Source organism: Streptococcus sp. HMSC034B03 (genome assembly GCF_001838575.1).
GTDB lineage: Bacteria > Bacillota > Bacilli > Lactobacillales > Streptococcaceae > Streptococcus > Streptococcus anginosus.
Genome location: NZ_KV837633.1, coordinates 61802 through 86119, shown reverse-complemented (window position 1 = coordinate 86119; position 24318 = coordinate 61802). Strand labels below are relative to the sequence as shown.

Below are 24318 nucleotides of genomic sequence, written 5' to 3'. Positions count from 1 at the left end.
TGTAGAGCTTTCTATTTTTCTAAATAAACAGAATTATTAAATTTTCAGAAAATAATTAACACTCTTTTATTTTTTTGTTAGCCTAGTGATGTATCTTATTGAAGCTGTTGCTTTGAAGAAAGGGTTGATAAATGAAACAGACAAAATTTTTAGGAATTCTTTGTCTCGCTCTGGTTATGATTTCAATTACAGTTGGTTCTAGTCACTTTTCGTGGTGGCAGCTGCTACATGGAGATAAGCAGACCGGGCTGCTATTTTGGGAGTCACGCTTGCCAAGGACAATTAGCATTCTCCTAGCAGGGTCTAGTATGAGTATTGCCGGACTTCTTATGCAGACTGTTACACAAAATCATTTTGCTGCTCCTAGTACAGTTGGAACGGTCGAGGCTGCGAAATTTGGTATGTTGCTTAGTTTATTTCTCTTTCCGTCAGCCACATTAGCGCAAAAAATGCTATTTGCTTTTGTATCTGCTATTTTTTTTACGATTATTTTTATTAGATTTATCAGAAAATTCTCATTTAAAGAAAAATGGTTGTTACCGCTTGTCGGGATTGTTTACAGTGGAGTAATTAGTGCAGCCGGAGAAATCATTGCTTATCGTTTTGATCTTGTCCAAAGCATGACTTCATGGACACAAGGCTCTTTTTCCATGATTCAGAAACATCAATATGAATGGTTATTTTTAAGTTTGATTATCTTGATTGCAGTATGGAAGCTATCAGCCACGTTTACCATTATGAATCTAGGGGAAGACGCCAGTCATAATCTAGGCATTTCCTTTTACCAAATGGAGGGAATGACGTTGTTTCTCATTGCATTGACGACAAGTGTGACGATGATTACAGTCGGCTCTCTTCCATTTATCGGAATCATTGTTCCAAACATCATTCGGAAATTTTATGGTGACCATATCACGCGCATTAAGGGGCTGACCGCATTAACTGGTTCCTGTCTCATCTTGGTCTGTGATATTGTAGCTCGTCTAGTCATTCGCCCTTACGAAGTTTCCGTCAGCTTGATTTTAGGAATTTTAGGTAGTTTGGCTTTCGTATATCTTTTATGGCGAGGTGCTGCTCATGAATAAAATGAAGAGTCAAACAAGAAATCGCTTACTTTTATTGCTTTTGGTAGCTAGCTTGAGTGGCTTGTTATATCTCATGCCAATGGACTATCCTTTAACAGGTTTTATTATGAAATTGCGCTCGCAAAAGTTACTAGCCTATCTCTTAGTCGCCATAACTGGAGGTCTTGCTACAATCAGCTTTCAAACAATCACAGAGAATCGTTTTTTAACACCAAGCATTCTTGGAATGGAATCTCTCTATGTCTTTATGCAGACGATTTATCTTTTCTTTGCTAGCAAATTCATCGGCAATACTGGTCATCCTTTGCTTGAGTTTATCTTAGTCTTACTCATACAGTGTGGCTTCTTTTTCTGCCTGCAACCTGCATTAAAAAAGCTACTCCAGCAAGGATTTGTATTTATTTTATTGATTTGCATGGCACTAGGGACGCTCTTTAGAAGCGCCAGCATATTCTTGCAGGTGCTAATGGATCCTAACGAATATGATAAACTGCAGACAAAACTATTTCCTTCCTTTCAACGAATGAATATGGATATTCTATCTGTCGCTGCAATTATCATTGGACTAGCAGGTTTGTATTTGTTAAAGAAGAACGCTATTTTGAATATCTTTCATTTGGATAAAAAGACAGCTACTATTTTAGGTGTAGAAGTTGAAAAAGAGCAAAAAAAGATACTATGGGCAATTGTTTTGCTGACTTCAACGACAACTGCTCTCGTTGGACCTATGATGTTCTTCGGCTTTATGATGTCCAATTTAGCCTATCTGTTAATCAAAGAATACCAACACAAATGGTTATTCTCAGTAGCAATTTTACTCGGTTTTCTTTCTCTAACTACTGGGCAAATGCTGGTAGAGCGCGTCTTTCAGCTCCAAATCAATGTCAACATGGTCATTGAGCTTGTCGGAGGGTTATTCTTCTTTTATCTTTTAGCTAAGGAGGCAAGACGCTAGAATGCAATTAAAAAACGTTGGCAAATCATTTGGAAATCAAGCAATTTTAGAAGATATTCAACTGAATATTTCACCGAGCAAATTCACCGCCTTTATTGGACCAAATGGTGCTGGAAAATCAACGCTGCTTTCCATTATGAGCCGTTTGCTCAAGAAAGATCACGGTTTTCTCAGTATCAAGGGAAAAGAAATTGAAGCTTGGAACTCAAAAGAGCTCGCCAAAGAATTAACCATTTTAAAACAGAAAATCAATTATCAATCTAAATTAACGGTTGAAGAATTGGTTTCCTTCGGTCGCTTTCCTTATAGTCAGGATCGTTTGACAAAAGAAGATTTCAAAAAAGTAGAGCAAGCACTTGAATATCTGGACATTCTTGATTTAAGAAATCGTTTTATTGATACACTCTCCGGAGGTCAATTGCAGCGCGTTTTTATCGCTATGGTGCTCACTCAAGACACTGATTTTATCCTTTTGGACGAGCCACTAAACAATCTAGATATTAAGCAAAGTATTTCTATGATGAAAATCTTGCGGTCTCTCGTTGATGACTTAGGAAAAACGATTATCATTGTCATTCATGACATCAATATTGCCAGTCAGTATGTTGATGAAATTGTCGCCTTTAAAGACGGAAAAGTCTTTTATCAAGGTACAACCAATCAGGTCATGAGAAAAGAAATTTTAGATCCATTGTATGAAATGGACATTACCCTTGGGGAAATCAATGGTAAGAAAATCTGTGTTTATTTATAATATTAAAATTGGAGGAATTTTAATGAAAAAGAATACAAAAACACTACTTCTATCTCTCTTCGCAGCTGTTGCAGTTGTGCTACTCGCTGCTTGCAGCGACAATAAACAGTCCAATTCAAAAACGACAAACTCTTCATCTGCTTCTAGTGAAGTCACTATCAAAACAGCAAATGGAGATGTGAAAGTCCCTACCAACCCTAAAAAAATTGTAACACTGGATTTAGGTGCAGCTGATACCATTCGTGCTTTAGGAAAAGAAAGCAGCATTGTCGGTATGCCAAAGAAAACTCTGCCTGCTTACTTAAAAAATTTACCAAGTAGCATTAAAAATGTAGGTAGCATGAAAGAACCGAATATGGAAGCTATCGCAGCTTTAAAACCAGACTTGATTATTGCTTCTGGTCGTACAGCTCAATATGTCAAGAAACTCAAGGAAATTGCCCCTACTGTATTATTCCAAACAGACAACAAAGACTACTGGGGTTCTACCAAGAAAAACATCCTTTCTTTAGCAAGTATCTTTGGAGAAGACGGAACCAAAAAAGCTAAAAGTGAATTAGCTACATTAGACAAGGAAATTCAAACCGTTGTTGCTGCCAATGAAAAATCAAATAAAAATGCTCTTGCGATGATGTTAAATGAAGGTGCAATATCTGCTTTCGGAGCTAAATCACGTTTTGCTTTCCTTTACAGTACTTTGAAATTCAAACCAACAGATGCTAAAATCAAAGAATCAAGACATGGACAAGAAGTCAGCTTTGAAAGTATCAAACAAATCAATCCAGACATTATCTTTGTTCTGAACCGCACTCTTGCTATCGGTGGGGACAATTCGGCCAATAAAGACTTACTGAATAACTCACTGATCCAAGAAACAAATGCTGCTAAAAACAAAACTATTGTAAACTTGACATCCGACCTCTGGTACCTAAGCGGAGGCGGACTCGAATCCACAAAATTGATGATTGAAGATGTAAAAAATGTAGCTGGGAAATAATATAAAAGAGCTGGAGAAAACCTTAAATGCATTTTCTCCAGCTCTTTTATCATCCTCAACTTCTAATTATCCTCTACCGCGAAACCATCATTTGTGATGAAATGATGTTCTAAAATTCCCTCATTTCCAAATAAAACTCCGTGGAGAACACCGCCATAGACAGCACCGCCATCCATGCCAATTTTTTGATCCTGCGTTTGCCAAAGGTGACTTGTCCCAGGCATCTCAGAAAAAAGATAAAAAGTCGGAGTATGCCCAAATACAATTATCTTTCCTGTTTGATTAAGACCTTGATGAAAGGGCTCACGTATCCAAACCTTTTGATAATCGCTTGTTTCATGCCAATCTTTTAAAGTTAAGTCAACTCCAGCGTGTACAAAAATATAGTTATCTGTTTCAACAAAGAAAGGCATCTGACGAATAAAAGACACGAGGTCTGGCGCCTCTTCCGACACGCGCTTCGCGTCTTCAACTCCATCAACAGGAGTATCTAAAGGTCGCCCCAAAATGGAATTGATTGTTGTGTCACCGCCATTGCGACGATAATGAGCATAGCCGCTCTCAGGATTGTCCAGCCAAGTTAAAAACATGTATTCGTGATTCCCAGAAATACAAATCGCTCCTTGCTTGTCGACAAGACTTTTCACACACTCTAAAACCGCTCGGCTGTCCTCGCCACGGTCAATCAAATCTCCCAAAAAGATGAGCTGACTTTCTCCATCCCATTTTTTGAGTAATTCTTTTAGCATTTTTGCTTTTCCATGTACGTCACCAATTACAAAATAATTTGTCATGATTACCTCCTGATAACAACCCATTTAGCACAAGCCAAAGAGTATTTCATTTTTTCAAGAGCTCTCTAGCCTGCGTGAGGGCTGCTTGGGTCACATTTTCACCCGCCAACATTTTGGCAATTTCTTCGACACGCTCCTCATCTGATAACAAGCGAACAGTTGAAACGGTCGAATGTTCATCAGATATTTTCTCAATGAAAAATTGATAATCTGCAATGGCAATCACTTGTGGTAGGTGCGAGATGGCAAGAACTTGTCCATTGGAGCCAATTTTATGAATCTTTTGAGCAATAGCTTGTGCAACACGTCCCGATACACCTGTATCTACTTCATCAAAGACAATGCTGGTCTTGCCTTCCTTGCGAGAAAAAGCAGACTTGATTGCCAACATTAAACGAGACAATTCACCACCTGAAGCAACCTTAACGAGCGGTTTGTAATCTTCACCGGGATTGGTCGAAATATAAAATTCAACGTGTTCATTCCCATCGCGGCTAAATTTTCCCTTGGTAAATTGAACTCGAAAATTCGCCTTTTCCATATAGAGGTCTTGCAGTTCTTGCTGAATCTCTGCTTCTAACTGCTGGGCTAATTCGTGCCGAGCCTGACTAAGACTGCTTGCTAGAGAAACCAAGTCTTTTTCCAGCTTTTTCAGCTCTTTGTTCAAATCATCTGATGAAAGATTTTTCCCAGTAAGTAGAGCATATTCTTTAGAAATCTGCTCAAAATAAGCTAGGACATCATCTACTTGACCGCCGTATTTGCGAGTAATACTATAGATTAAATCTAGGCGACTTTCTACTTCTAAGAGACGGCCACCATCAAAATCCAAGTCTTCTAGAATATCCTCCAAACGCTTTGTCACATCTTCCAACACATAGTAAGATTCAGAAAGGTTGGTCGCAATTTCTTTGTAAGTGGCGTCATAGTCTTCAATAGCTTCCATGTCATTCATGGCAGAACGAACATTCGCTAAACTAGAAAATTCTTCATCATCCAGCATGGCATAAGCATTGGTCAAAGTGTCCGCAATCTGCTTATGATTGAGCAACTTATCACGTTCTTGATTTAAAGCTAAATCTTCACCTGCTTTTAAATTAGCTGCTTCAATCTCTGCAATTTGATATTCCAGCATGTCAATCCGCGCTTTATTTTCTTCTTGATTCTTTTGAATTGTTAAGACCTGCTTACGCAACTGACGATACTGGTCAAAAGTCTGTTGATAATCAGCTTTGAGCTTGAAAAATGCGTCAGCTCCAAACTCGTCCAACATGGCAATATGCAGCTGCGGTCGCATGAGTTCTTCTTGATCGTGTTGACCGTGAATATCCACCAAATGCTGTCCAACAGCTCGCAAGACAGACAAATTAACCATTTGACCATTAATACGACTGACACTACGCCCATTTTGAAAAATTTCCCGCCGAATAATCAGCTCCTCTGTCATATCAAGCCCTTGCTGCTCAAAAATTTCAACCAAAGCCTTACTCTGCTCAATTGCAAAAAGCCCTTCAATCTCTGCTTTTGATGCACCGTGACGAATCACATCTGTTGTCGCGCGGCTTCCTAGCATCATGTTCATAGCATCAATAATAATAGACTTTCCAGCCCCTGTTTCACCTGTCAAAACGGTCATGCCTTGCTCAAAATTGAGGGAAATCTCTTCAATAATTGCAAAATTTTTAATGGAAATTTCAAGTAACATAGGCTATCTACCAATTTCTGATTTGTTCCAATACCTGATGAGCCATTTCTTCACTACGGAAAATAAGGAGAATCGTGTCATCATCGGCTAAAATACTAAAAATGTCATTAGAGAAATCTTCTACAATTTGTCGCTTCACAAAAGCTGTGCTTCCAGGGACAAGATTGAGATTGATCATATTTCCAAATAGCTCAAACTTTAAAATATTATTGTCCGCCAACTTCAAACTCGTGCTAGCTGATTTCGGCAGTTCATAAATATAAGTGTTATTTTTCAGTGGGATTTTGACAATGCCCAATTCTTTAATATCACGCGAGACAGTCGCTTGAGTAGCTGTAATTCCTGATTTCTTCAGATATTCTACAATTGCTTCTTGTGTTCCAACTTTATAGTCCGACACAAAATGTCTAATTTTTTCTAATCTTTCCTTTTTATTCATCTTTAAATTCCTTATGTGCTGTCTCTACGACCGTTGTAATCATTGCTTTTACTAGTTTTTCAGGATGAGGATTTTTTTCCAAATAAGCTAAAAATTCCACATTCCCATGCCCACCTTGAATAGGGGAGAAATCTAAATCCTTGACGGAAAATCCTGCTTCAACCATAAAGTCCGTTACTTTTTCTAAAACTGCTTGATGCACTTTTTTATCTTTCACAATCCCATTTTTGCCAATCTGCTCTCTTCCTGCTTCAAACTGAGGTTTGATAAGTGCAACGACTTTTCCATTTTCAGCCAAAATCTTATGCAGAGCTGGCAAAATGAGACCAAGCGAGATAAAACTGACATCAATGGAGGCAAAGCGAGGTGTCTCCTCAAAATCAGCTACTTTGGCATAACGAAAATTAAACTGCTCCATGCTGATAACACGTTCGTCTTGGCGCAATTTCCAAGCCAGTTGATTGGTACCGACATCTACCGCATAGACCTGTCGTGCCCCGTTTTGTAGCATGACGTCCGTAAAACCGCCCGTTGATGCCCCAATGTCCAACGTGACCTGATTTTCAACTGAAATCTCAAAAACCTGCAAAGCCTTTTCTAATTTTAAACCACCACGGCTAACATATTTGAGCTTTTCTCCTTTGAGCTTCAACTCAGTAGTCTCATCAATTTTCTCGCCAGGTTTATCGAAACGCTCACCATTCGCAACAGCAACGACTAAACCCGCCATCACACCGCGCTTGGCCTGTTCTCTTGTTTCAAAAAGCCCTTGCTTATAAGCTAGAACATCTACTCTTTCTTTCGTCATTGAGTTTTAAACTTTCTATTATCTTTCTGATAGCCGCGCCTGAAAAAGCAAGCTCTGCTTCTACTTCTGCCAATAAATGCTCTGTTTCCTCTAGCTGTTCTTCAAAGAATCGCTTTGCTCCATTCAAGCCCAAAATAGCTGGATAGGTGGCTTTCTCTGCTGCCACATCTTTCTGCGGTGTCTTCCCCAACTCTTCAAAGTTCGCTGTGATATCTAAAATATCATCTCGCACCTGAAAAGCTAAACCAAGTAATTGACCAATTTTTCTTAATTTTTCCTGCTGTGGCTGTGCCACTTCCGCAATCAAACCCGCAGCAATAAAAGGATAGGTCAGGAGTTTGCCAGTCTTATTGGCATGAATATTCTGCAGCTCTGCTAAACTGATGTCCTTTCCTTCGCCCTGCATATCAAGGACTTGACCTCCGACCATACCAAAAGTTCCAGCCGCTAATGACAATTCTGCAATCAAATTTACCTTGATTTGACTAGGTAGTGCCGCTTCTGCTATCAAGGCATAAGAATCCAAAAAGAGAGAATCTCCCGCTAAAATAGCCATTGCTTCGCCAAATTTCTTGTGGCTGGTCAAGCGACCACGACGATAATCATCATCGTCCATAGCCGGCAAATCATCATGAATCAAGCTACCTGTATGAATCATTTCAAGTGCTGCTGCCACTTGGAAATGTGCTTCTGTCAGTTCAAGTCCTAGACCTTCTAATAATTCTAAAAGTAAAAGAGGACGAATTCGCTTACCGCCTGCATTAACAGAATAGAGGATTGCTTCTATCAAATCAGCAGACACCACTTTTTGAGCATACAACCCCTCGATAGTCTGTCCAATTCTAGCTAATTTTTCGTCTTGTTTCATTCCATTTCCGTTTCTGTGCCATCAGCCTGCATAACCTTTACCAGCGTTTTTTCTGCTTTGTCCAAGGTTGTTTGAAGTTCTTTTGAAAGCTGCATACCCTTTTGGAACTCAGAAATCGCTTCTTCCAAAGCCACATCTCCGTTTTCTAACTTCTGTACGATAACTTCTAAGTCTGCTAAATTTTCTTCAAATTTCTTTTCTTTCGACATCTTTTACCTCAACTTCTATCTGACCATCTCGCATCAAAATGGTTAATTGATCTTTCTTATTGACTTTCTCAATAGATTCTAACACCTGTTCATCTTTTTTGACAATAGCATAACCCCGAGCCACAATTCGGCTAGTATCCAGCATGAGCAAAGCGTCAGACAGACGCTTAACTTCAGCCACTTTATGGTCATAAACAACTGCCATATTGCTACGCAGAAGCCGTTCCAACTGAGCTACACGCTCTTGATAAATCTGAACCTGCCTTAAGGGAGCCAGAGCCTCCAAACGATGTTGTAAAAGCCTTGCTCGCTGCACTTCCTCGTTATAATATTCGCGAATTTTTTGCTTGAGCCGTAAATTAAGTTGATCTAATTTTTGCAGGTAGCTATCATATAGTCGTTCTGGTTGGCGAAAAATGACAGACTGACTCAGCTTAGCTAATCGCTCACGATTGTAAGTAAGACGATTAGACATGGCAGCTGCTAACCGATTTTGTTGCTGCTGCAAGTGTGCTAGGAGATCCAGCTTTGTTACAGGTGTTGCTAATTCAGCAGCCGCTGTCGGCGTTGCAGCGCGTCTATCTGCAACAAAATCTGCCAAGGTCGTATCCGTTTCATGCCCTACACTCGAAATAATCGGAATGTGCGATTCAAAAATTGCACGAACAACCACTTCCTCATTAAACGCCCAGAGATCTTCAATTGAGCCACCACCTCGACCGATAATGAGCACATCTAAATCATTTCGCTCATTAGCACGACGAATATTTTCTGCTACTTCAGCAGACGCTCCTTCGCCTTGCACCTTCGTCGGATAAAGAATTATCTCAACTCCCGGAAAACGACGACTAACAGTTGTGATAATATCGCGAATCACTGCTCCACTAGGACTGGTCACTACTCCAATTTTCTTTGGAAATTGCGGTAAAGCTTGCTTAAAGCGCTCCTCAAAAAGCCCTTCCTCGCCTAGCTTTTTCTTGAGCTGCTCAAACTGAATCGCCAAAGCTCCGATACCGTCTGGCTCCGCTTTTTCAATGATAATGGAATAAGATCCACTAGGTTCATAGAGTTGAACACGACCGATGACATTAATCTTCATGCCCTCTTCCAAGTCAAAACCTAACTTCTTATAAACACCACCCCAAATTGTTGCCTGAATGACTGCTTTTTCATCTTTGAGAGAGAAATATTGGTGATTAGGTCGCCTACGAAAATTAGAAACTTGCCCCGTCAGATAAACTCGTTCTAAATAAGGATCTTTATCAAACTTTAACTTTAAGTATTTGGTCAAGGTTGACACGGATAAATACTCAGACATTCCTCTCCTTTCATTTCCTGTAATGCTTCTTTATTCATAATTTTTATTATACCAAACAATCTATAAAAAATCATTTCCAGCCCTCAACGAAAAAGGAAAGACTAGTTTCCCATATCTTAAGCAGAGCCTAGCCCAACAAACTTGCCAAAATATACAAAAGATAGATATGCACAGGATAGAAAAATAACTTCATACCACGACTTTTTCACCGTTGTAAAAATACATTGGAATAACCGCAAAAACCATCATCCATTGCACAGACGTTGGATCTGTTAGATACACAAATAAAGAGACTAGTGTTAATGTCACCATTTGTGCTATGCGGTGTCTGCGGAAGATATAAAAGAAAAGACCAAGGTAAACCATGACATCCCCTCCTTCAACCACGAGAATGTTCGGAATGGCCATGATAAAAAAAGCAATAATTTGAACCATCAGAGGTGATATATTTTCACTGGCTAGATAACCCAATAGAAACAAAGCCGGCAGAGCCAGAAGAATCGGTAAAAGAAAAAGGCCCAATCCTTTCCAGAATGAATAAAGTTTCTTTTCTTTCATACCCTCAACCATCAATTCCTAAGCACAGATAGATATGCCCGCTAAGAAAAAGGCGCCAAAAGCATTATTCGCCAGCCCAACTTGACCATTAGTGAAAAATTGACTGACAATCATGTTTCCAATAATCATAAACCATGTCATAAAGAGCAACCGTTTCAAATAAGCTTTTCGATTATGCGTATAATAAAAACTATCAGCTGCCAGAAACATAAAAAGAGGAAAAACTACGCGTCCTAGCATTGTTAGCCACATCGGGGCGCCAAAAGCACCAAACATTTCGTAGATATGATCTAAAAACACAAGTAAAATAGCTAAAATTTTCAAGTTCGTTGCATTCGATATTTTCTTTAAAGATTGTAACATCATAAATTCTCCATTTCTTTTTTTCAACAAGCATAATCTTACTGAAAATTTCCCACTCTTTCCATTATATAAATTTACATTTTCAGAAAGAAAAGTGACATTTTTGTAAGGCAGAAAAAATAAGGTCAAGATAAAACATCTCAACCTCATTAAATACAATGAATTTTCATAAGATAGTGGATATTGAAAAAGTTTATTCTCCCTTTCAACTTGTACTAAACCTCATGAGCTAAATATTACTTTTATAAATAGCTAATAAAAGTTAAACTTTCCAATTTTTTAAATGCTTTTTCAGGCTTTTTCATTATAACATATTTTCTTTTTTAGCTAGCTTCTTCATCCACTTAGGGATTTCTTTACTGATTTCTGTTGGCAAGACTACATAGTTTTCTTTGCTTAACTCCTCTGCAATGGCTGAATGCAGATAGACTGCTGCTGCTACACGTTCCAGTAAGGAACTAGTCTTGAACTGCCCTGCAAAACCCGCAATCATGCCTGCCAGAGTATCTCCCATGCCACCCGTTGCTTGATAAGGACCACCAATAGTCAGTTGAAAATGGTTTCCATTTCCACTTTGAAAAATAGTCGTTCCGTGCTTCTTTTGAACAACGATAGTTCCAGCAGGGAAGGAATTAACAGCTTCTTGGCTTTTTTCAACCGTTTGCTCAGCTATCTTTAATCCGCTCAACCGCTCCCACTCTTTTTGATGTGGAGTAAAAATCGTCTGTGCTTTTGGAAATGGCAGAGCTTCTTTGCTAAAGAGAGAAATAGCTCCACCGTCCATGATGAAGATTTGATGTTCACTGACAAGTTTCACTACCAGCTGCAAAACGGCTTTTTCAAGTTTACTTTCAGCTAAACCTGATCCAATCAATACTACATCTGCTTTTTGGACTTGCTCGGTCAATAGCTTTTTATCTTGTACATCAAAAGCCATTGCTTCTGGTAAATGAGCGTGGAGAGCTGCGATATTTTCCCTATCCGTCGCCACCGTCACTAGACCAGCTCCGCTATGAACTGCAGCTAAGGCTGCCATGATAATCGCTCCACCAAAAGGATATGTCCCGCCAATTAACAACAAGCGACCGTAATCCCCCTTGTGACTATGGAGTGCACGTGGCTGAACGACCTTTTCTAATAATGTACAATTGACCACTTCCATTATTTTCTCCTTTTGCATACTGCGATTTCCCTTGTCTACCTCTATTTTATATAAAGGAAAAAAGACCTGTCTAGGACATTCTTGTCTCAGACTCGTTTACTTTCTAGAATAAAACTCAATACGCAGTAGTTGAGTGACCTTTATTATGCTGATGTTATCAGCTTTTACAAACCTACTCAACCTTGCAGGGGTGGGGTAACAAATTTGATTTCTTACGAAATACCAATTTTTTATACGTAATTTTCACGATTACACTCTTTCTGTGGAGGAGTTCGCAGTAATCATGGCTGTCTGTCCCACTCCCATGACATTCTTATTTTTTCAAACTCCGCTTGCACGCTCGATAGGTTTGCTCCATGAGCATGGTAATGGTCATCGGACCAACCCCTCTTGGTACAGGAGTAATGAGACTTGCGGTTTCAGATACTTCATCAAATTTCACATCGCCAATCAATTTACCATTTTCATCACGATTCATACCAACATCAATCACGACCGCGCCTTCTTTGACAAAATCTTTAGTCACAAAATGTCCGCGACCAATAGCTACAACTAAAATATCAGCTTCTTTTGTAATCTCTGACAAGTGATGTGTCCGTGAATGCGTCAGAGTTACTGTTGCATTTTTAGCAAGTAAAAGCTGTGCCATGGGCTTTCCGACAATGTTACTCCGTCCAATGACAACAGCACGTTTACCTTCTAATTCTACACCGTACTCATGAAACATTTCCATAATTCCAGCAGGTGTGGAGGGAATCATGACAGGATGACCACTCCAAAGGCGTCCCATATTCATTGGGTGAAAGCCGTCCACATCTTTATCAGGGTCAATTGCTAACAACACTGCCTCTTCATCAATATGCTTTGGCAGTGGCAACTGAACTAAAATCCCGTGCCAAGCTGAATCTTGATTGTATTGGTCTATCAAAGCAAGCAATTCTTCTTGACTAGTTGTTTCTGGCAGACGCACCACTTCGCTTCGAAGTCCTGCAGCCAAAGCTGACCGTTCTTTATTTCTCACATAGATTTGACTAGCTGGGTTATTGCCGACCAAGATGACTACAAGTCCAGGAACTAAGCCTGTTTGGTCTTTTAGTTTACGAACTTTCTCTGCTAGTTGTGCTTGTAATTTTTCTGCCAAAGCTTTTCCGTCGATTATCTTTGCCATATCCATCTCATTTCTAATTTCTTCATTACTATTATAGCAGAAATTCATTCATTTGCCCTATAGACTTTTTTATAGAAAGTTATAGAGCGAAACCAACCTTGTCTTTCCACCTTTTTCTACTATTTTATGAAAATTTACACAAAAAACAGAAAAAAAGGAGCCAAAAAACTTAAAATTATCTTAAACCTTAAAACTATTTTAAGGTAACTGCTTTAACATAGAACACGGTACCAATTTAGTTTAAAAATTTAAAGAAGGGAAGAAGACAATGCAAGTAGTGAAACAATCTTTGCATTACATCAGTCGAAAAAAAGTTAAAACGGTTCTGATTTTTCTGATATTGACATTTATTTCTACTGCTCTATCCAGTAGTTTTGCAATTATGAAAACAACGGACAATATCGAAAAAAGGATTTATGATGCTTCAAATACTGGCTTTGCTATCACCAGTAAGAATATTGAAAATCCAATTTCATTAAAAACGGCAGAGAAATTGTTAGAGAATAAAGAAATCTCAAAACATAACTTAAAATACGATGTACTGGCAACCTTGACAAATAAAACAGTTGTCAAGAAGAGACAAGGAGTGACGCGGGACAATCAAAATCCTATTCTCAACAATCTCGTTGCAGCATTGGGCACAAATAATTCTCAGTTGGAAACGACCTTTGTCAGCGGTGTCTTTAAGTTAGAAAAAGGAAAACATCTTCAAAAAAGTGACCGCTCCAAGGTGTTGATTCATGAAAAATTAGCTGCGCAAAATCATCTCAAAGTCGGTGACAAATTCAAACTGCAAGGCATATCATTACGAGACGGTGATGCAAAAAATGGCAATGAAATAGAAGTTGAAGTTGCAGGGATTTTCTCTGGTAAAAAAGAAGAAAAACAAACGGGATTAAGTTCTGATGCAACGGAAAATACTCTTTATTTGGATTATGAAAGTAGTCAACGCTTAGCAGGCTACAAAGCAACTGACTATCAGGTCACATCAGCAGTTTACTATGTTGCTAATCCAAAGAACATTGACCAAGTGGTGACCGCCGTTAAGAAAGCGCCTATTGACTGGAGCAAGTTAGACCTTGTTAAAAATACGAAAGCATTTGAGACTATCTCTTCTTCTATCACGAGTTTTAAACAGATTGTTCGTGTCTTAACATTTAGTATCATCATCGGAAGTATCATCATTCTGGCCCTGATTCTTATGTTTTGGTTGCGAGAGAGAGTTTATGAAATCGGGGTGCTCCTATCGCTTGGTATTTCAAAGACAATGATTATGTCTCAATTTGTGCTAGAGCTTGTCATCATCTCTGTGTTTAGCATGGTTCTATCCACGATTAGCGGTTCTTATCTGGCTACCATGGTCTTTAAAGGCTTTATCAAGAAAGGACAAGACGGAGCTGATTCAGCGGCACTCTTTGAAAATGTGGTACCGCAGTTAGACCTGACCACGATGATGTTGACCTATGGCATTTTACTCATCATCATCTTATTTGCCGTAGTGGGATCATCCTCTATCATTTTACATAAAAAACCGAAGGAAATTTTAACCGATATTAGTTAAGGAGACAAAAAATGACGATTTTAAAAATAGATACTGTTAGTTATCAGTACAACACTTTACAAGAAAATGTATTGCAACAAATCACAACTTCATTTGAAAAAGGGAAATTCTACGCCATCATCGGGAAATCTGGTGCTGGAAAGTCCACTTTACTTTCCCTTTTAGCAGGACTCGACACTCCCACAAAAGGAAAAATCCTCTTTGAAAATCAAGACATTGCTGAGAAAGGATACAATCACCACAGAAGTAAACAAATCTCTTTGGTCTTTCAAAATTATAATTTAATTGACTACCTGACACCTCTTGAAAATGTCCGTTTGGTCAATCCACATGCAGATAAAGAAATCTTGTTACGGTTAGGCTTGAGCGAGAAAGAGATTCACCGCAATGTCATGCGCCTCTCTGGCGGTCAGCAGCAACGGGTGGCTATTGCACGTGCTTTGGCATCAGAAGCCCCTATTATCTTAGCCGATGAACCAACAGGGAATCTAGACGCTGCTACTGCCATGGACATTATTGACATTCTTATCACCTCTGCCAAAGAGAAGAATAAATGTGTCATTGTGGTGACACACAGCAAAGAGCTGGCTGATCAAGCAGATGTTGTCCTCGAATTAAAAAATAAAAACTTAGTGGAAGTCACTAAGAAAGCGAAATGATACCCCAAGGAGAAGAAATGATATGTTACCAATAAAAAACGCTTTGGCTTATGTCTGGCGCAAGAAAATCAAAAGCTTGATTATCTTTTTCATCCTGCTAGCCATATCTACCTTAACCTTAGGCAGCATTGCTGTTAAAAATGCGACTGACGCTGCTTCAAAAGAAACATTTAAAAATATTACCAGCAGCTTTTCCATGCAGATCAACCGTGAGGTCAATCCAGGAACACCACGCGGTGCTGGAAATCTCAAAGGCGAAGATATCGAAGCTGTGGAAAAAGTTAAAGGTATCTCTGGCTACATCAAACGAATGAATGTTGTCGCTGACTTAATTGATCACCAATTGGTTGAATCTGGAGAAACCGACTTTGAAAGCGAAGATAGAAAACAAAAATTCGGCCGTGCCATTATGGCAACAGGTATCAACGATTCATCTAAAGATGATAAATTTACCGCAGAAACCTTCAAACTAGTTGAAGGTAGACATATCAACAAAAATGACAAAAATGTTGCTTTAATTCATAAAGATTTTGCAGAAAAGAACAAACTTAAAGTCGGCGATACGATTAATATAAAATCGAATACTTATGACTATGATAACGTTCGCAAAGCTAATAAAACGACTAAAGTGACAGTTATCGGAATTTTTGACGGGAAAAATAAAGGAGGCGTTTCTAGTCCTCAAGAATTGTATGAAAATACCTTTATCACAGACTTAGAAACGACTAAAACTTTACAAGGTTCAACAGATAAAAACGCTATTTATCAAGATGCTACTTTCTTTGTAAATGGTAGCCAAGATATTGATAAAGTGATGGCGAAAGTAAAAGAAATATCATCTATTGATTGGGAAGCCTACACCCTTGTTAAGAGCACAAGCAACTTCCCAGCACTTCAATCTTCTATTAACGGTATTTACGGCGTTACTGGAAACCTCTTAATCGGAACGCTAATCTTTGGAGCGATTGTTCTTACGCTAGTCTTGTTCTTATGGATCAATGGTCGTAGAAAAGAAATGGGAATCATGCTTTCAATGGGAATTAGCAAAACAAAGATTTTCTTCCAATTTATCACAGAAGTTCTCTTTGTAAGTATATTTAGCTTCATTGGTGCTTACTTTGCAGGTAGTGCTGTCAGCAAGGTGATGGGAAATAGCATTTTAAAACAAGTTACCAGTGGTATTGCTGAAAAACTAGCTCGAGAAGGTAAGAGCGCCAATCTTGGAGGCGGGGCTGAAGTGGATGGCTTTAACAAGACCCTCACTAGCCTCAATGTACATGTATCTCCTGATGATATGACCAAAGTGGTCATCTTTGGACTTGCCATTATCATCGTTTCCGTCCTCATTGCTTCAATCACGCTCCTTAGTAAGCAACCAAAAGACTTACTAATGGGAGATAACAGCAAATAAGATATCAATGAGTTCAGACAAAATCGGTCCGTCAGCTAAGTTGACGGACCGATTTATTTTATAGACAGCTGGACTGACTCTCGGATGAAATGACGTGAGGTTCGCTTTGTCGACTTGGTCGATAAAATGAACCGCTTTGGATTGGATCTGTCGACCTAGTCGAAAAGATAAATGACTTTTAGTTTACCACGTCGACCCGGCGGACGAGATGAACTACTTTTGGTTTGCTCCATCAGCCCGGCGGACAGGATGAAACTGTTTTGATTGGCTCCGTCAGCCCAGCGGATGAGGTTAACTACTGTGGATTTGGCTCGCTTGAGCATTGTTGTTTGTCTTTTTGCTACCAACCCTACTGATTGTTTACTGACTTTTACAGTTCTTTCGATGTGCTTTCAACTTCTTCATAGCCCAGTCATAATGACTTGATGTGCTACTAATAAAGTAGGAGCCGAGAGTACTCCCTCCAACCCATTTATAGATGCCCTTTGAAAACAACTCTTCATTTGTAAAGGTTTCAGCCAGGGTTAGCACTTTTTCCTGTGATTGATGAAGCAACTTGATTGCTTTTTCTAGCGGTGTCTGTTGATGTTTTTGCCAAAATGCCACATTCATCTCACCATAGTTTCTCCAATTATAAGCTGCTGGCAAAAACGATTTTTCGACACCATTTTGATTGGAATGCACCCAATCCAAAAGCAATTGTTGCCACTCATAAAGATGAATGAGAACATCTCTGAGGTTTTTATCCCTCTTCCAATGCACCTCTTTCTTTTTTTCATCTTTTGAAAAATCAAATGGAGTCTTTAACTCTTCTTCTGTTAATTGGGAAATCAATGACTGCAGCTTTGCATATTGCTGCGTCGCTGCACTGATCAACTCAGTCTTGCTAGTAGGTCTTACCATGTTGTGTTCTCCTTTTTTAATAAATCATACAACAAATAACCTGACAACCTCTGTCATGTTTTTCGTTTTCTCTTTATTTTTGTCTCATTTTTTCTTTGATTTCACATTGGCAGTCGCAATCGCCACAGCGTCCTTTTCCTTTGATGATATGGTGCATAGCTGCACCTGCTAAAACTAAAATGATGATAAATACAATAATCGTGGACATAATTTCTCCTATACTGTTTGCTGTGCCAGACTATCTAAAGTGATAACTTCTATTTTTCCTTTACGTGGTTTTCTAAAGATGAAATAGAGACCAACTACTACAACGAATAGAGCAAAAATAGTTCCAGAAGATATTCCTTTTCCATATAGCAACGCTTGACCAAACTGATAAATCACAAGACTAACATTATAAGCCAATAGCGTTTGGAAAGATATGGCAATCCACGTCCATTTAGCATTGCCCATTTCCCGATGAATCGCACCAATCGCTGCAAAACAAGGAGCGCAGAGTAGATTAAAGACAAGGAATGAGTAAGCGGAAAGTGCCGTATAATGCTGTTGGAGATTGGTCCACAACTCTTTGGTGGTCTCTGTCGCGTCTGTCACTTTATACAAGATTCCAAAAGTAGAAATCACCGTTTCCTTAGCCAACAATCCCGTAATAGCCGCAACCGTTGCTCGCCAATTGCCAAAGCCAAGAGGGCTAAAGATCCAAGCTAATCCTTTTCCTAAGGTGGCTAGAATACTATCTTCTGTCTCAACCGCCTGCAAGCCAAAGTTATAGGAACTAGCAAACCAGATGAATATATTGGTCACAAAGATAATCGTTCCAGCACGCTTAATGAAGCTCAAAGCCTTTTGACCAGCATAGCGCAAAACCGTTTTGACTTGTGGCAGGTGGTAACTCGGCAACTCCATGATAAAGGGCGCTACTGCTCCACCGAGACTCGCTGTCTTTTTCAAAGCAATCCCTGATAAGACAATCGCTCCCATTCCGACAAAATAAGCACTTGGTGCAATCCAAGGATTGCCGGGGAAGAAAGCTCCCGCAATCAAGGAAATAATCGGCAACTTGGCAGAACAAGGCATAAAGGTTGTTGTCATAATGGTAATTCTACGGTCACGTTCATTTTCAATGGTTCTACTCGCCATGACACCAGGAACGCCACACCCCGTCGAAATCAACATGGGGATAAAGGATTTTCCAGATAAACCAAAGCGTCTAAACAACCGATCCATAACAAAGGCAATCCGGCTCATATAGCCGATGTCTTCCAAGAAGCCCAAGCAGATAAACAAGACAAAAATCTGAGGCACAAAGCCTAGCACAGCTCCGCAGCCTGCGATAATCCCATCAATGATTAAAGATTGAAGCCAGTCGGCTACAGCTAATTGCTCTAGCAATGATTTAACACCATTTGGAATCCACTCCCCAAACAGAACATCATTTGCCCAATCCGTTCCCATTTTCCCAATCGTCTGAATGGAAAAGAAATAGACCAGCCACATAACAACTGCAAAAATTGGCAAGGCTAAATAACGATTGGTCACAATACGGTCAATCTTATCCGACAAACTCAATTGATTGACATCAGCTTGCAGCGCCATTTTGACTGCTGCCTCAATAAACTCATAACGCGCATTGACAACAATACTCTCTGCATCTTCTGTATAGATTTCTTCCGCAATCCGAATCGCATCTTCAATCTCCGCTTTTTGGAAATCAGACAACACCAGCTGTTCGGATAATTCTTTATCGCGTTCAAAAAGCTTAATGGCATAAAAACGAGCCTGTTTTTGAGGCACTGCATTTCCTAAAATGCGGATAATTTCTGACAAAGCCGCTTCAAAATGATTGTCGTAAGCTGGATAGAAAGCCTCTTCTACCTGATTCATCACTCGCATGACCTGCTGCATGACTTGGTCAATCCCTGTCTTTTTCAAAGCACTGGTCGCTACGACCGGCACTCCTAGCTGGTAGCTTAATTTTTCTGTATCAATCCATTTTCCTTGTTTTTCAACGACATCGCTCATATTTAAAGCCAGCACAACTGGAATTCCCGTCTCAATCAATTGCAAACTCAAGTACAGATTCCGCTCTAAATTGGTCGCGTCAACCACATCCAAAATAGCATCCGCATTGCCACTCAAAATATAATTTCTACTGACCATTTCCTCAGAAGTATAAGGAGATAAGGAGTAAATTCCCGGTAGGTCTTGGATAATGATTTCTTTATTTTTGCGAAATAACCCACTTTTCTTCTCGACAGTGACACCAGGCCAATTTCCCACATGCTGGCTACTACCGGTTAGAATGTTAAATAAACTGGTCTTTCCACTATTCGGATTTCCCGCAAGCGCTAATTCTTTCATCCTTTTGCTCCCTTTTCGCTTTTCACAACACTAACCAGACTCGCTTCTGACTTTCTCAACGTCAAATCGTAACCTCTCAACTTAATTTCTAATGGATCACCTAATGGTGCGACTTTCTGCAACTGAACTTTTGTGTTTTTCGTCAAACCCATGTCCATCAACCGTCGTTTTAAAGCACCATCTGCATGAATTGCTTCGATGTATGCCGAATCTCCAACAGCTAACTCAGATAAAGGAAGAGCTGAGCGGTTGCTATCTTTCAGAACAACGTCCAACTTTTCCAAAATGGAATTGTCCAAAGCAATCCTCGCAGCTCGAACTAAGAGAATGGCTGTATCATTCGTTTTGGAAATCACTTGGATCAAACTTCCTGTCTTAATCCCTAGATCAGCTAAATGACGGACACTCGCTTCCTCTAGATCGATTCCGACAATTTCATATTCTGTTATTAATTTTATTTGAGATAAATCCATACTCTCTCCTTTTCATTTTGTCAAGAAATATGCTTACTACCATCATTAGTATACCACTTTTTTCTAAGAATTTCTGACAATTCTAAGATAGATAAGCAAAAATTATTGCAAAATAAATATCCCCTAAGCAGGTGCCTAGAGGATATCTTATTAGAGACTAGCAAATTAATACAACAATTCATAAATTTCCATAGCAATCAAATCAATGCTGTCAAATGTGTAAGTTTCACGCGCTGCTACATCACGAAGAGTGAATACTGAGCCATTTTCTTCGTCATAGCTATAAGCTACTTCTGCTACAACAACTCCGTCACGCTCAAAATTGCGTTTCAAATTGCCACCATCTTTTGTCATAGCATCTAAACGATTGATAATTCTTACTAAATGTGATTCCATTTTCCTTCTCCTATTCATTTATACGTTACTATTTTACCACAAATGAAAGATGAAATACCAGCAAAAGACCCATTTTTGGTAAATTTAACACAAAATGAAATGCTCAAATATAAAATTCTATCTTTTAACACTTTATTCTTGCAATGTTTTAGAATACTGCTATAATGAAAATAAGAAGTTTGACTATTATTGACCAATTGATTTCCGTCAAGCAAATTTTAAAAGAAAGAGGTAGCACATGCTTTGTCAAAATTGTAAAATAAATGAATCTACCATTCATCTTTACACGAATGTGAATGGAAAACAACACCAAGTTGACCTCTGTCAAAATTGTTATCAAATCATGAAAACAGACCCAAACAATGCCTTGTTTCGTGGAATGACCAATATGAATAATCAAAACAACTTAGACCCTTTTGATGATTTCTTTAGCAATCTAGGGAATTTTCAAAATCATCAAGAACCACAAACCCCTCCGACTCAATCTGGAGGTGGTTACGGCAATGGAGGTTACGGTTCCAATCAAGGTGGGAGTGCACGCCAGCAAGCTCCGCAACAGCCTAAAGGCCTCCTAGAAGAATTTGGTATCAATGTAACCGAATTTGCTCGGCGCGGTGAAATTGACCCTGTCATCGGTCGTGATGAGGAAATCGTCCGCGTCATTGAAATTCTCAACCGTCGAACAAAGAACAATCCAGTCCTCATCGGAGAGCCTGGTGTCGGTAAAACAGCAGTTGTCGAAGGCTTAGCTCAGAAAATTGTAGATGGAGATGTTCCACATAAACTCCAAGGCAAAGAAGTCATTCGTTTAGATGTCGTTAGTTTGGTTCAAGGGACTGGAATCCGTGGTCAATTTGAAGAGCGAATGCAAAAACTCATGAACGAAATTCGCTCTCGACAAGATGTTATATTATTCATTGATGAAATTCACGAAATTGTTGGAGCTGGTTCTGCTGGCGATGGAAATATGGATGCTGGAAATATCCTAAAACCAGCACTTGCTCGCGGTGAACTCCAATTAGTCGGTGCCACAACTCTCAATGAATACCGGATTATCGAAAAAGATGCTGCACTGGAACGCCGTATGCAGCCTGTAAAAGTTGATGAACCAACAGTTGAAGAAACGATCACTATCCTCAAAGGTATTCAAAAGAAATACGAAGACTATCACCACGTCAAATACACAGACGATGCCATTGAAGCAGCAGCTGTCTTGTCCAATCGTTATATCCAAGATCGCTTCTTGCCTGATAAGGCCATTGACTTGCTAGACGAAGCAGGCTCTAAGATGAATCTGACACTTAACTTTGTCGATCCAAAAGTCATTGATCAACGATTGGTAGAAGCTGAAAACCTCAAGGCACAAGCTACTCGTGATGAAGATTTTGAAAAAGCTGCTTATTTCCGTGACCAAATTGCTAAATACAAAGAAATGCAGCAAAATAAAATGGTAAACCAAGACACGCCTATCATCAGTGAAAAAACCATTGAACATATCATTGAGCAAAAAACAAATATCCCAGTTGGTGACTTAAAAGAAAAGGAACAATCGCAACTGATTAGTCTAGCCGATGATTTGAAAGCTCATGTCATTGGTCAAAATGATGCTGTTGATAAAATTGCGAAGGCCATTCGCCGTAATCGAGTTGGACTAGGTACACCAAACCGACCAATTGGTTCTTTCCTTTTTGTTGGGCCAACCGGTGTCGGCAAAACAGAACTTTCTAAACAACTAGCGATTGAGCTCTTTGGTTCAGCTGACAGCATGATTCGTTTTGATATGAGTGAGTATATGGAAAAACATAGCGTAGCAAAACTCGTCGGAGCGCCTCCAGGTTACGTTGGCTACGAAGAAGCTGGACAATTAACAGAACGTGTACGTCGTAATCCTTATTCTCTCATTTTACTTGATGAAATAGAAAAAGCTCACCCAGATGTTATGCACATGTTCCTGCAAGTTCTTGACGATGGACGACTGACAGACGGACAAGGGCGCACAGTTAGCTTTAAAGATACAATTATCATCATGACTTCTAACGCCGGTACTAGCAAGGTCGAAGCAAATGTTGGCTTTGGAGCAGCGCGTGAAGGACGGACTAACTCTGTTCTTGGTGAATTGGGCAACTTCTTCAGCCCAGAATTTATGAATCGTTTCGATGGTATTATTGAGTTCAAATCTCTTAGCAAGGAAAATCTCCTACAAATCGTAGATTTGATGCTTGAAGATGTGAATAAACGCTTAGCTGTAAATGGTATTCACCTAGACGTAACAGACAAAGTCAAGGAAAAATTAGTTAATCTTGGTTATGATCCAAAAATGGGAGCTCGTCCACTTCGCCGAACAATCCAAGATCACATCGAGGATGCTATCACCGACTACTACCTTGAACACCCAAGTGAAAAAGAACTCAAGGCTGTCATGACAAGCAACGGTAAAATTGTCATCAAATCGGCTAAAAAAGCTGAAAATGAAGCCGACAAAGAAATCCAAAAACCAGCAGATAACAATGCTAATTAAACATGAAAGTCACTCCTTAGAAGTCTAGGGAGTGACTTTTTAGTTACTGAACACTATATCTCAAAATTGTCGTTAGTTTCTCTGGAGCAGTGCGATTTTTATTGTTCAAATAAATTTCACGATGATATGCTGTGCAGCGTTTTAACCCATTTTCTTGACAGAAAGCATCCATTTTCGCGAAGGTTTGTGGTTCATCGTCAAATGGTCCTACATGAAGCATGGCAACGCTGCTTCCTTCGCTTATTCGTTCAAAGCGAATCTCATTATAAAACGGATTTGGCTTTTTCACTTTTACTTTTTCGAGAGCTGTTTCAACTATTTCATTTGTAATAAACTCTGGCTGAGCAATCATAATCGTATAAACCAAGTCGTCTTTTACCAAAGTCTCTGCTTCTGTTTGCTGCCAAACCCCTTCCAAAGGGTAAACGGTAAAATCAGTAAATTCCTGATGATGAGCAGTTTTTTTATACTCCATTTTAATCGCATAAGCGAGGGAATAAAGAGCAGAAACCCTTTCTGAAAAGTCAGCTTTATTTGGATTTCCTTGACCATTTAACATGATAAATGACTGCACAGGGTGTTCAATGACCACAGGAGTTTTTGGACCTTGATAAAGTTTTTTATCTAATTTTCTCCATTCATATTTCATTTGTTTGCTCCTTTCATTTTTCTATCATGAGTATAACAGAAGAAACTTGTCGCCTGGTGTCAACTTTTATATAAAAGTAAAATTTGTTTGAAGATTTTTCTTCTGTTTTCCCATATTTTTTATAATAGATATTCTGTTTTTTCAAAATAATCAGAAAATTTCAATTTTTCTATTGTTTTTTTGGAATAAGATGTTATAATAGAC

At 39.2% G+C, this 24318-nt stretch carries 25 protein-coding genes; 8 read left to right on the top strand and 17 right to left on the bottom strand.

Annotation, left to right across the window (positions count from 1 at the left end; all coding sequences use genetic code 11):
* Window positions 1-131: 131 nt before the first annotated feature.
* From HMPREF2634_RS06865 to HMPREF2634_RS06850, 4 genes are read left to right on the top strand one after another with little or no spacing between them, the layout of a single operon-like run.
* Complete coding sequence (locus HMPREF2634_RS06865; RefSeq protein ID WP_003023723.1) at window positions 132-1085, top strand: ABC transporter permease; 954 nt, start codon at window positions 132-134, stop codon at window positions 1083-1085.
* The gene (locus HMPREF2634_RS06860) at window positions 1078-2040 is read left to right on the top strand and encodes an iron chelate uptake ABC transporter family permease subunit (RefSeq protein WP_057489783.1); all 963 of its coding nucleotides are present in this window, start codon (window positions 1078-1080) and stop codon (window positions 2038-2040) included. The genes HMPREF2634_RS06865 and HMPREF2634_RS06860 overlap by 8 nt, the downstream gene beginning before the upstream one ends.
* 1 nt (window position 2041) lies before the next feature.
* Window positions 2042-2794, top strand: a complete 753-nt coding sequence (locus HMPREF2634_RS06855; RefSeq protein WP_021001931.1) for an iron ABC transporter ATP-binding protein — start codon at window positions 2042-2044, stop codon at window positions 2792-2794.
* A 22-nt stretch (window positions 2795-2816) separates the two neighbouring features.
* A complete protein-coding gene (locus HMPREF2634_RS06850; protein WP_003023719.1) occupies window positions 2817-3791 on the top strand; it encodes a siderophore ABC transporter substrate-binding protein in 975 nt (324 codons plus the stop codon).
* A gap of 62 nt (window positions 3792-3853) precedes the next feature.
* On the opposite strand, the gene HMPREF2634_RS06845 is transcribed toward HMPREF2634_RS06850, so the two are convergent.
* The 11 genes from HMPREF2634_RS06845 to HMPREF2634_RS06800 all read right to left on the bottom strand — a co-directional run bounded on the left by HMPREF2634_RS06845 (window position 3854) and on the right by HMPREF2634_RS06800 (window position 13183).
* The gene (locus HMPREF2634_RS06845; RefSeq protein WP_021001932.1) at window positions 3854-4585 is read right to left on the bottom strand and encodes a metallophosphoesterase; all 732 of its coding nucleotides are present in this window, start codon (window positions 4583-4585) and stop codon (window positions 3854-3856) included.
* Between the two features lie 46 nt (window positions 4586-4631).
* Window positions 4632-6290, bottom strand: coding sequence for a DNA repair protein RecN (recN, locus tag HMPREF2634_RS06840; RefSeq protein ID WP_021001933.1), 1659 nt, complete (start codon window positions 6288-6290; stop codon window positions 4632-4634).
* Window positions 6291-6297: 7 nt separating this feature from the next.
* A complete protein-coding gene (locus tag HMPREF2634_RS06835; RefSeq protein ID WP_021001934.1) occupies window positions 6298-6729 on the bottom strand; it encodes an arginine repressor in 432 nt (143 codons plus the stop codon).
* Window positions 6722-7537 (bottom strand): TlyA family RNA methyltransferase, encoded by an 816-nt coding sequence (locus HMPREF2634_RS06830; protein WP_021001935.1) that lies wholly within the window; start codon window positions 7535-7537, stop codon window positions 6722-6724. Before HMPREF2634_RS06830 ends, HMPREF2634_RS06835 begins: the two co-directional genes overlap by 8 nt.
* Window positions 7503-8405, bottom strand: coding sequence for a polyprenyl synthetase family protein (locus HMPREF2634_RS06825; RefSeq protein ID WP_003023709.1), 903 nt, complete (start codon window positions 8403-8405; stop codon window positions 7503-7505). Before HMPREF2634_RS06825 ends, HMPREF2634_RS06830 begins: the two co-directional genes overlap by 35 nt.
* On the bottom strand, window positions 8402-8614 hold the full coding sequence (locus HMPREF2634_RS06820; protein WP_003023708.1) for an exodeoxyribonuclease VII small subunit: 213 nt from the start codon (window positions 8612-8614) through the stop codon (window positions 8402-8404). Before HMPREF2634_RS06820 ends, HMPREF2634_RS06825 begins: the two co-directional genes overlap by 4 nt.
* Window positions 8592-9932 (bottom strand): exodeoxyribonuclease VII large subunit, encoded by a 1341-nt coding sequence (gene xseA / locus HMPREF2634_RS06815; RefSeq protein WP_021001936.1) that lies wholly within the window; start codon window positions 9930-9932, stop codon window positions 8592-8594. The genes HMPREF2634_RS06820 and xseA overlap by 23 nt, the downstream gene beginning before the upstream one ends.
* 189 nt (window positions 9933-10121) lie before the next feature.
* Window positions 10122-10490 (bottom strand): conjugal transfer protein TraX, encoded by a 369-nt coding sequence (locus HMPREF2634_RS10235; protein WP_232043647.1) that lies wholly within the window; start codon window positions 10488-10490, stop codon window positions 10122-10124.
* Window positions 10491-10508: 18 nt separating this feature from the next.
* Window positions 10509-10856, bottom strand: coding sequence for a TraX family protein (locus HMPREF2634_RS10230; protein ID WP_232043648.1), 348 nt, complete (start codon window positions 10854-10856; stop codon window positions 10509-10511).
* 301 nt (window positions 10857-11157) lie between these two features.
* Entirely contained in the window at window positions 11158-12015 is an 858-nt protein-coding gene (locus tag HMPREF2634_RS06805) for an NAD(P)H-hydrate dehydratase (protein ID WP_021001937.1), read from the bottom strand.
* 313 nt (window positions 12016-12328) lie between these two features.
* Complete coding sequence (locus tag HMPREF2634_RS06800) at window positions 12329-13183, bottom strand: bifunctional methylenetetrahydrofolate dehydrogenase/methenyltetrahydrofolate cyclohydrolase (RefSeq protein ID WP_024052840.1); 855 nt, start codon at window positions 13181-13183, stop codon at window positions 12329-12331.
* A 268-nt stretch (window positions 13184-13451) separates the two neighbouring features.
* On the opposite strand from HMPREF2634_RS06800, the gene HMPREF2634_RS06795 reads away from it, so the two are divergent.
* From HMPREF2634_RS06795 to HMPREF2634_RS06785, 3 genes are read left to right on the top strand one after another with little or no spacing between them, the layout of a single operon-like run.
* Window positions 13452-14744 carry an ABC transporter permease gene (locus HMPREF2634_RS06795; protein ID WP_021001939.1) on the top strand — a complete coding sequence of 431 codons (1293 nt, stop codon included), beginning with the start codon at window positions 13452-13454 and terminating at the stop codon, window positions 14742-14744.
* 11 nt (window positions 14745-14755) lie between these two features.
* Complete coding sequence (locus HMPREF2634_RS06790) at window positions 14756-15403, top strand: ABC transporter ATP-binding protein (protein ID WP_003023699.1); 648 nt, start codon at window positions 14756-14758, stop codon at window positions 15401-15403.
* Window positions 15404-15425: 22 nt separating this feature from the next.
* On the top strand, window positions 15426-16814 hold the full coding sequence (locus HMPREF2634_RS06785) for an ABC transporter permease (RefSeq protein WP_021001940.1): 1389 nt from the start codon (window positions 15426-15428) through the stop codon (window positions 16812-16814).
* Between the two features lie 360 nt (window positions 16815-17174).
* Here the strand turns inward: HMPREF2634_RS06785 and HMPREF2634_RS06780 are convergent, their stop codons facing one another.
* The 5 genes from HMPREF2634_RS06780 to HMPREF2634_RS06765 all read right to left on the bottom strand — a co-directional run bounded on the left by HMPREF2634_RS06780 (window position 17175) and on the right by HMPREF2634_RS06765 (window position 20947).
* Window positions 17175-17717 (bottom strand): ClbS/DfsB family four-helix bundle protein, encoded by a 543-nt coding sequence (locus HMPREF2634_RS06780; RefSeq protein ID WP_021001941.1) that lies wholly within the window; start codon window positions 17715-17717, stop codon window positions 17175-17177.
* Window positions 17718-17790: 73 nt separating this feature from the next.
* A complete protein-coding gene (locus HMPREF2634_RS09760; protein ID WP_003023693.1) occupies window positions 17791-17925 on the bottom strand; it encodes a FeoB-associated Cys-rich membrane protein in 135 nt (44 codons plus the stop codon).
* 8 nt (window positions 17926-17933) lie between these two features.
* Window positions 17934-20078, bottom strand: a complete 2145-nt coding sequence (gene feoB, locus HMPREF2634_RS06775) for a ferrous iron transport protein B (RefSeq protein ID WP_021001942.1) — start codon at window positions 20076-20078, stop codon at window positions 17934-17936.
* A complete protein-coding gene (locus tag HMPREF2634_RS06770; protein ID WP_021001943.1) occupies window positions 20075-20551 on the bottom strand; it encodes a FeoA family protein in 477 nt (158 codons plus the stop codon). Before HMPREF2634_RS06770 ends, feoB begins: the two co-directional genes overlap by 4 nt.
* A 165-nt stretch (window positions 20552-20716) precedes the next feature.
* Window positions 20717-20947 (bottom strand): DUF1797 family protein, encoded by a 231-nt coding sequence (locus tag HMPREF2634_RS06765; RefSeq protein ID WP_003023686.1) that lies wholly within the window; start codon window positions 20945-20947, stop codon window positions 20717-20719.
* Between the two features lie 238 nt (window positions 20948-21185).
* On the opposite strand from HMPREF2634_RS06765, the gene HMPREF2634_RS06760 reads away from it, so the two are divergent.
* On the top strand, window positions 21186-23465 hold the full coding sequence (locus HMPREF2634_RS06760) for an ATP-dependent Clp protease ATP-binding subunit (protein ID WP_021001944.1): 2280 nt from the start codon (window positions 21186-21188) through the stop codon (window positions 23463-23465).
* A gap of 43 nt (window positions 23466-23508) precedes the next feature.
* Here HMPREF2634_RS06760 and HMPREF2634_RS06755 read toward each other — a convergent pair whose 3' ends face one another.
* Window positions 23509-24114: a GyrI-like domain-containing protein gene (locus HMPREF2634_RS06755; protein WP_021001945.1), complete on the bottom strand. Its 606-nt coding sequence runs from the start codon at window positions 24112-24114 to the stop codon at window positions 23509-23511.
* Between the last annotated feature and the right edge of the window lie 204 nt (window positions 24115-24318).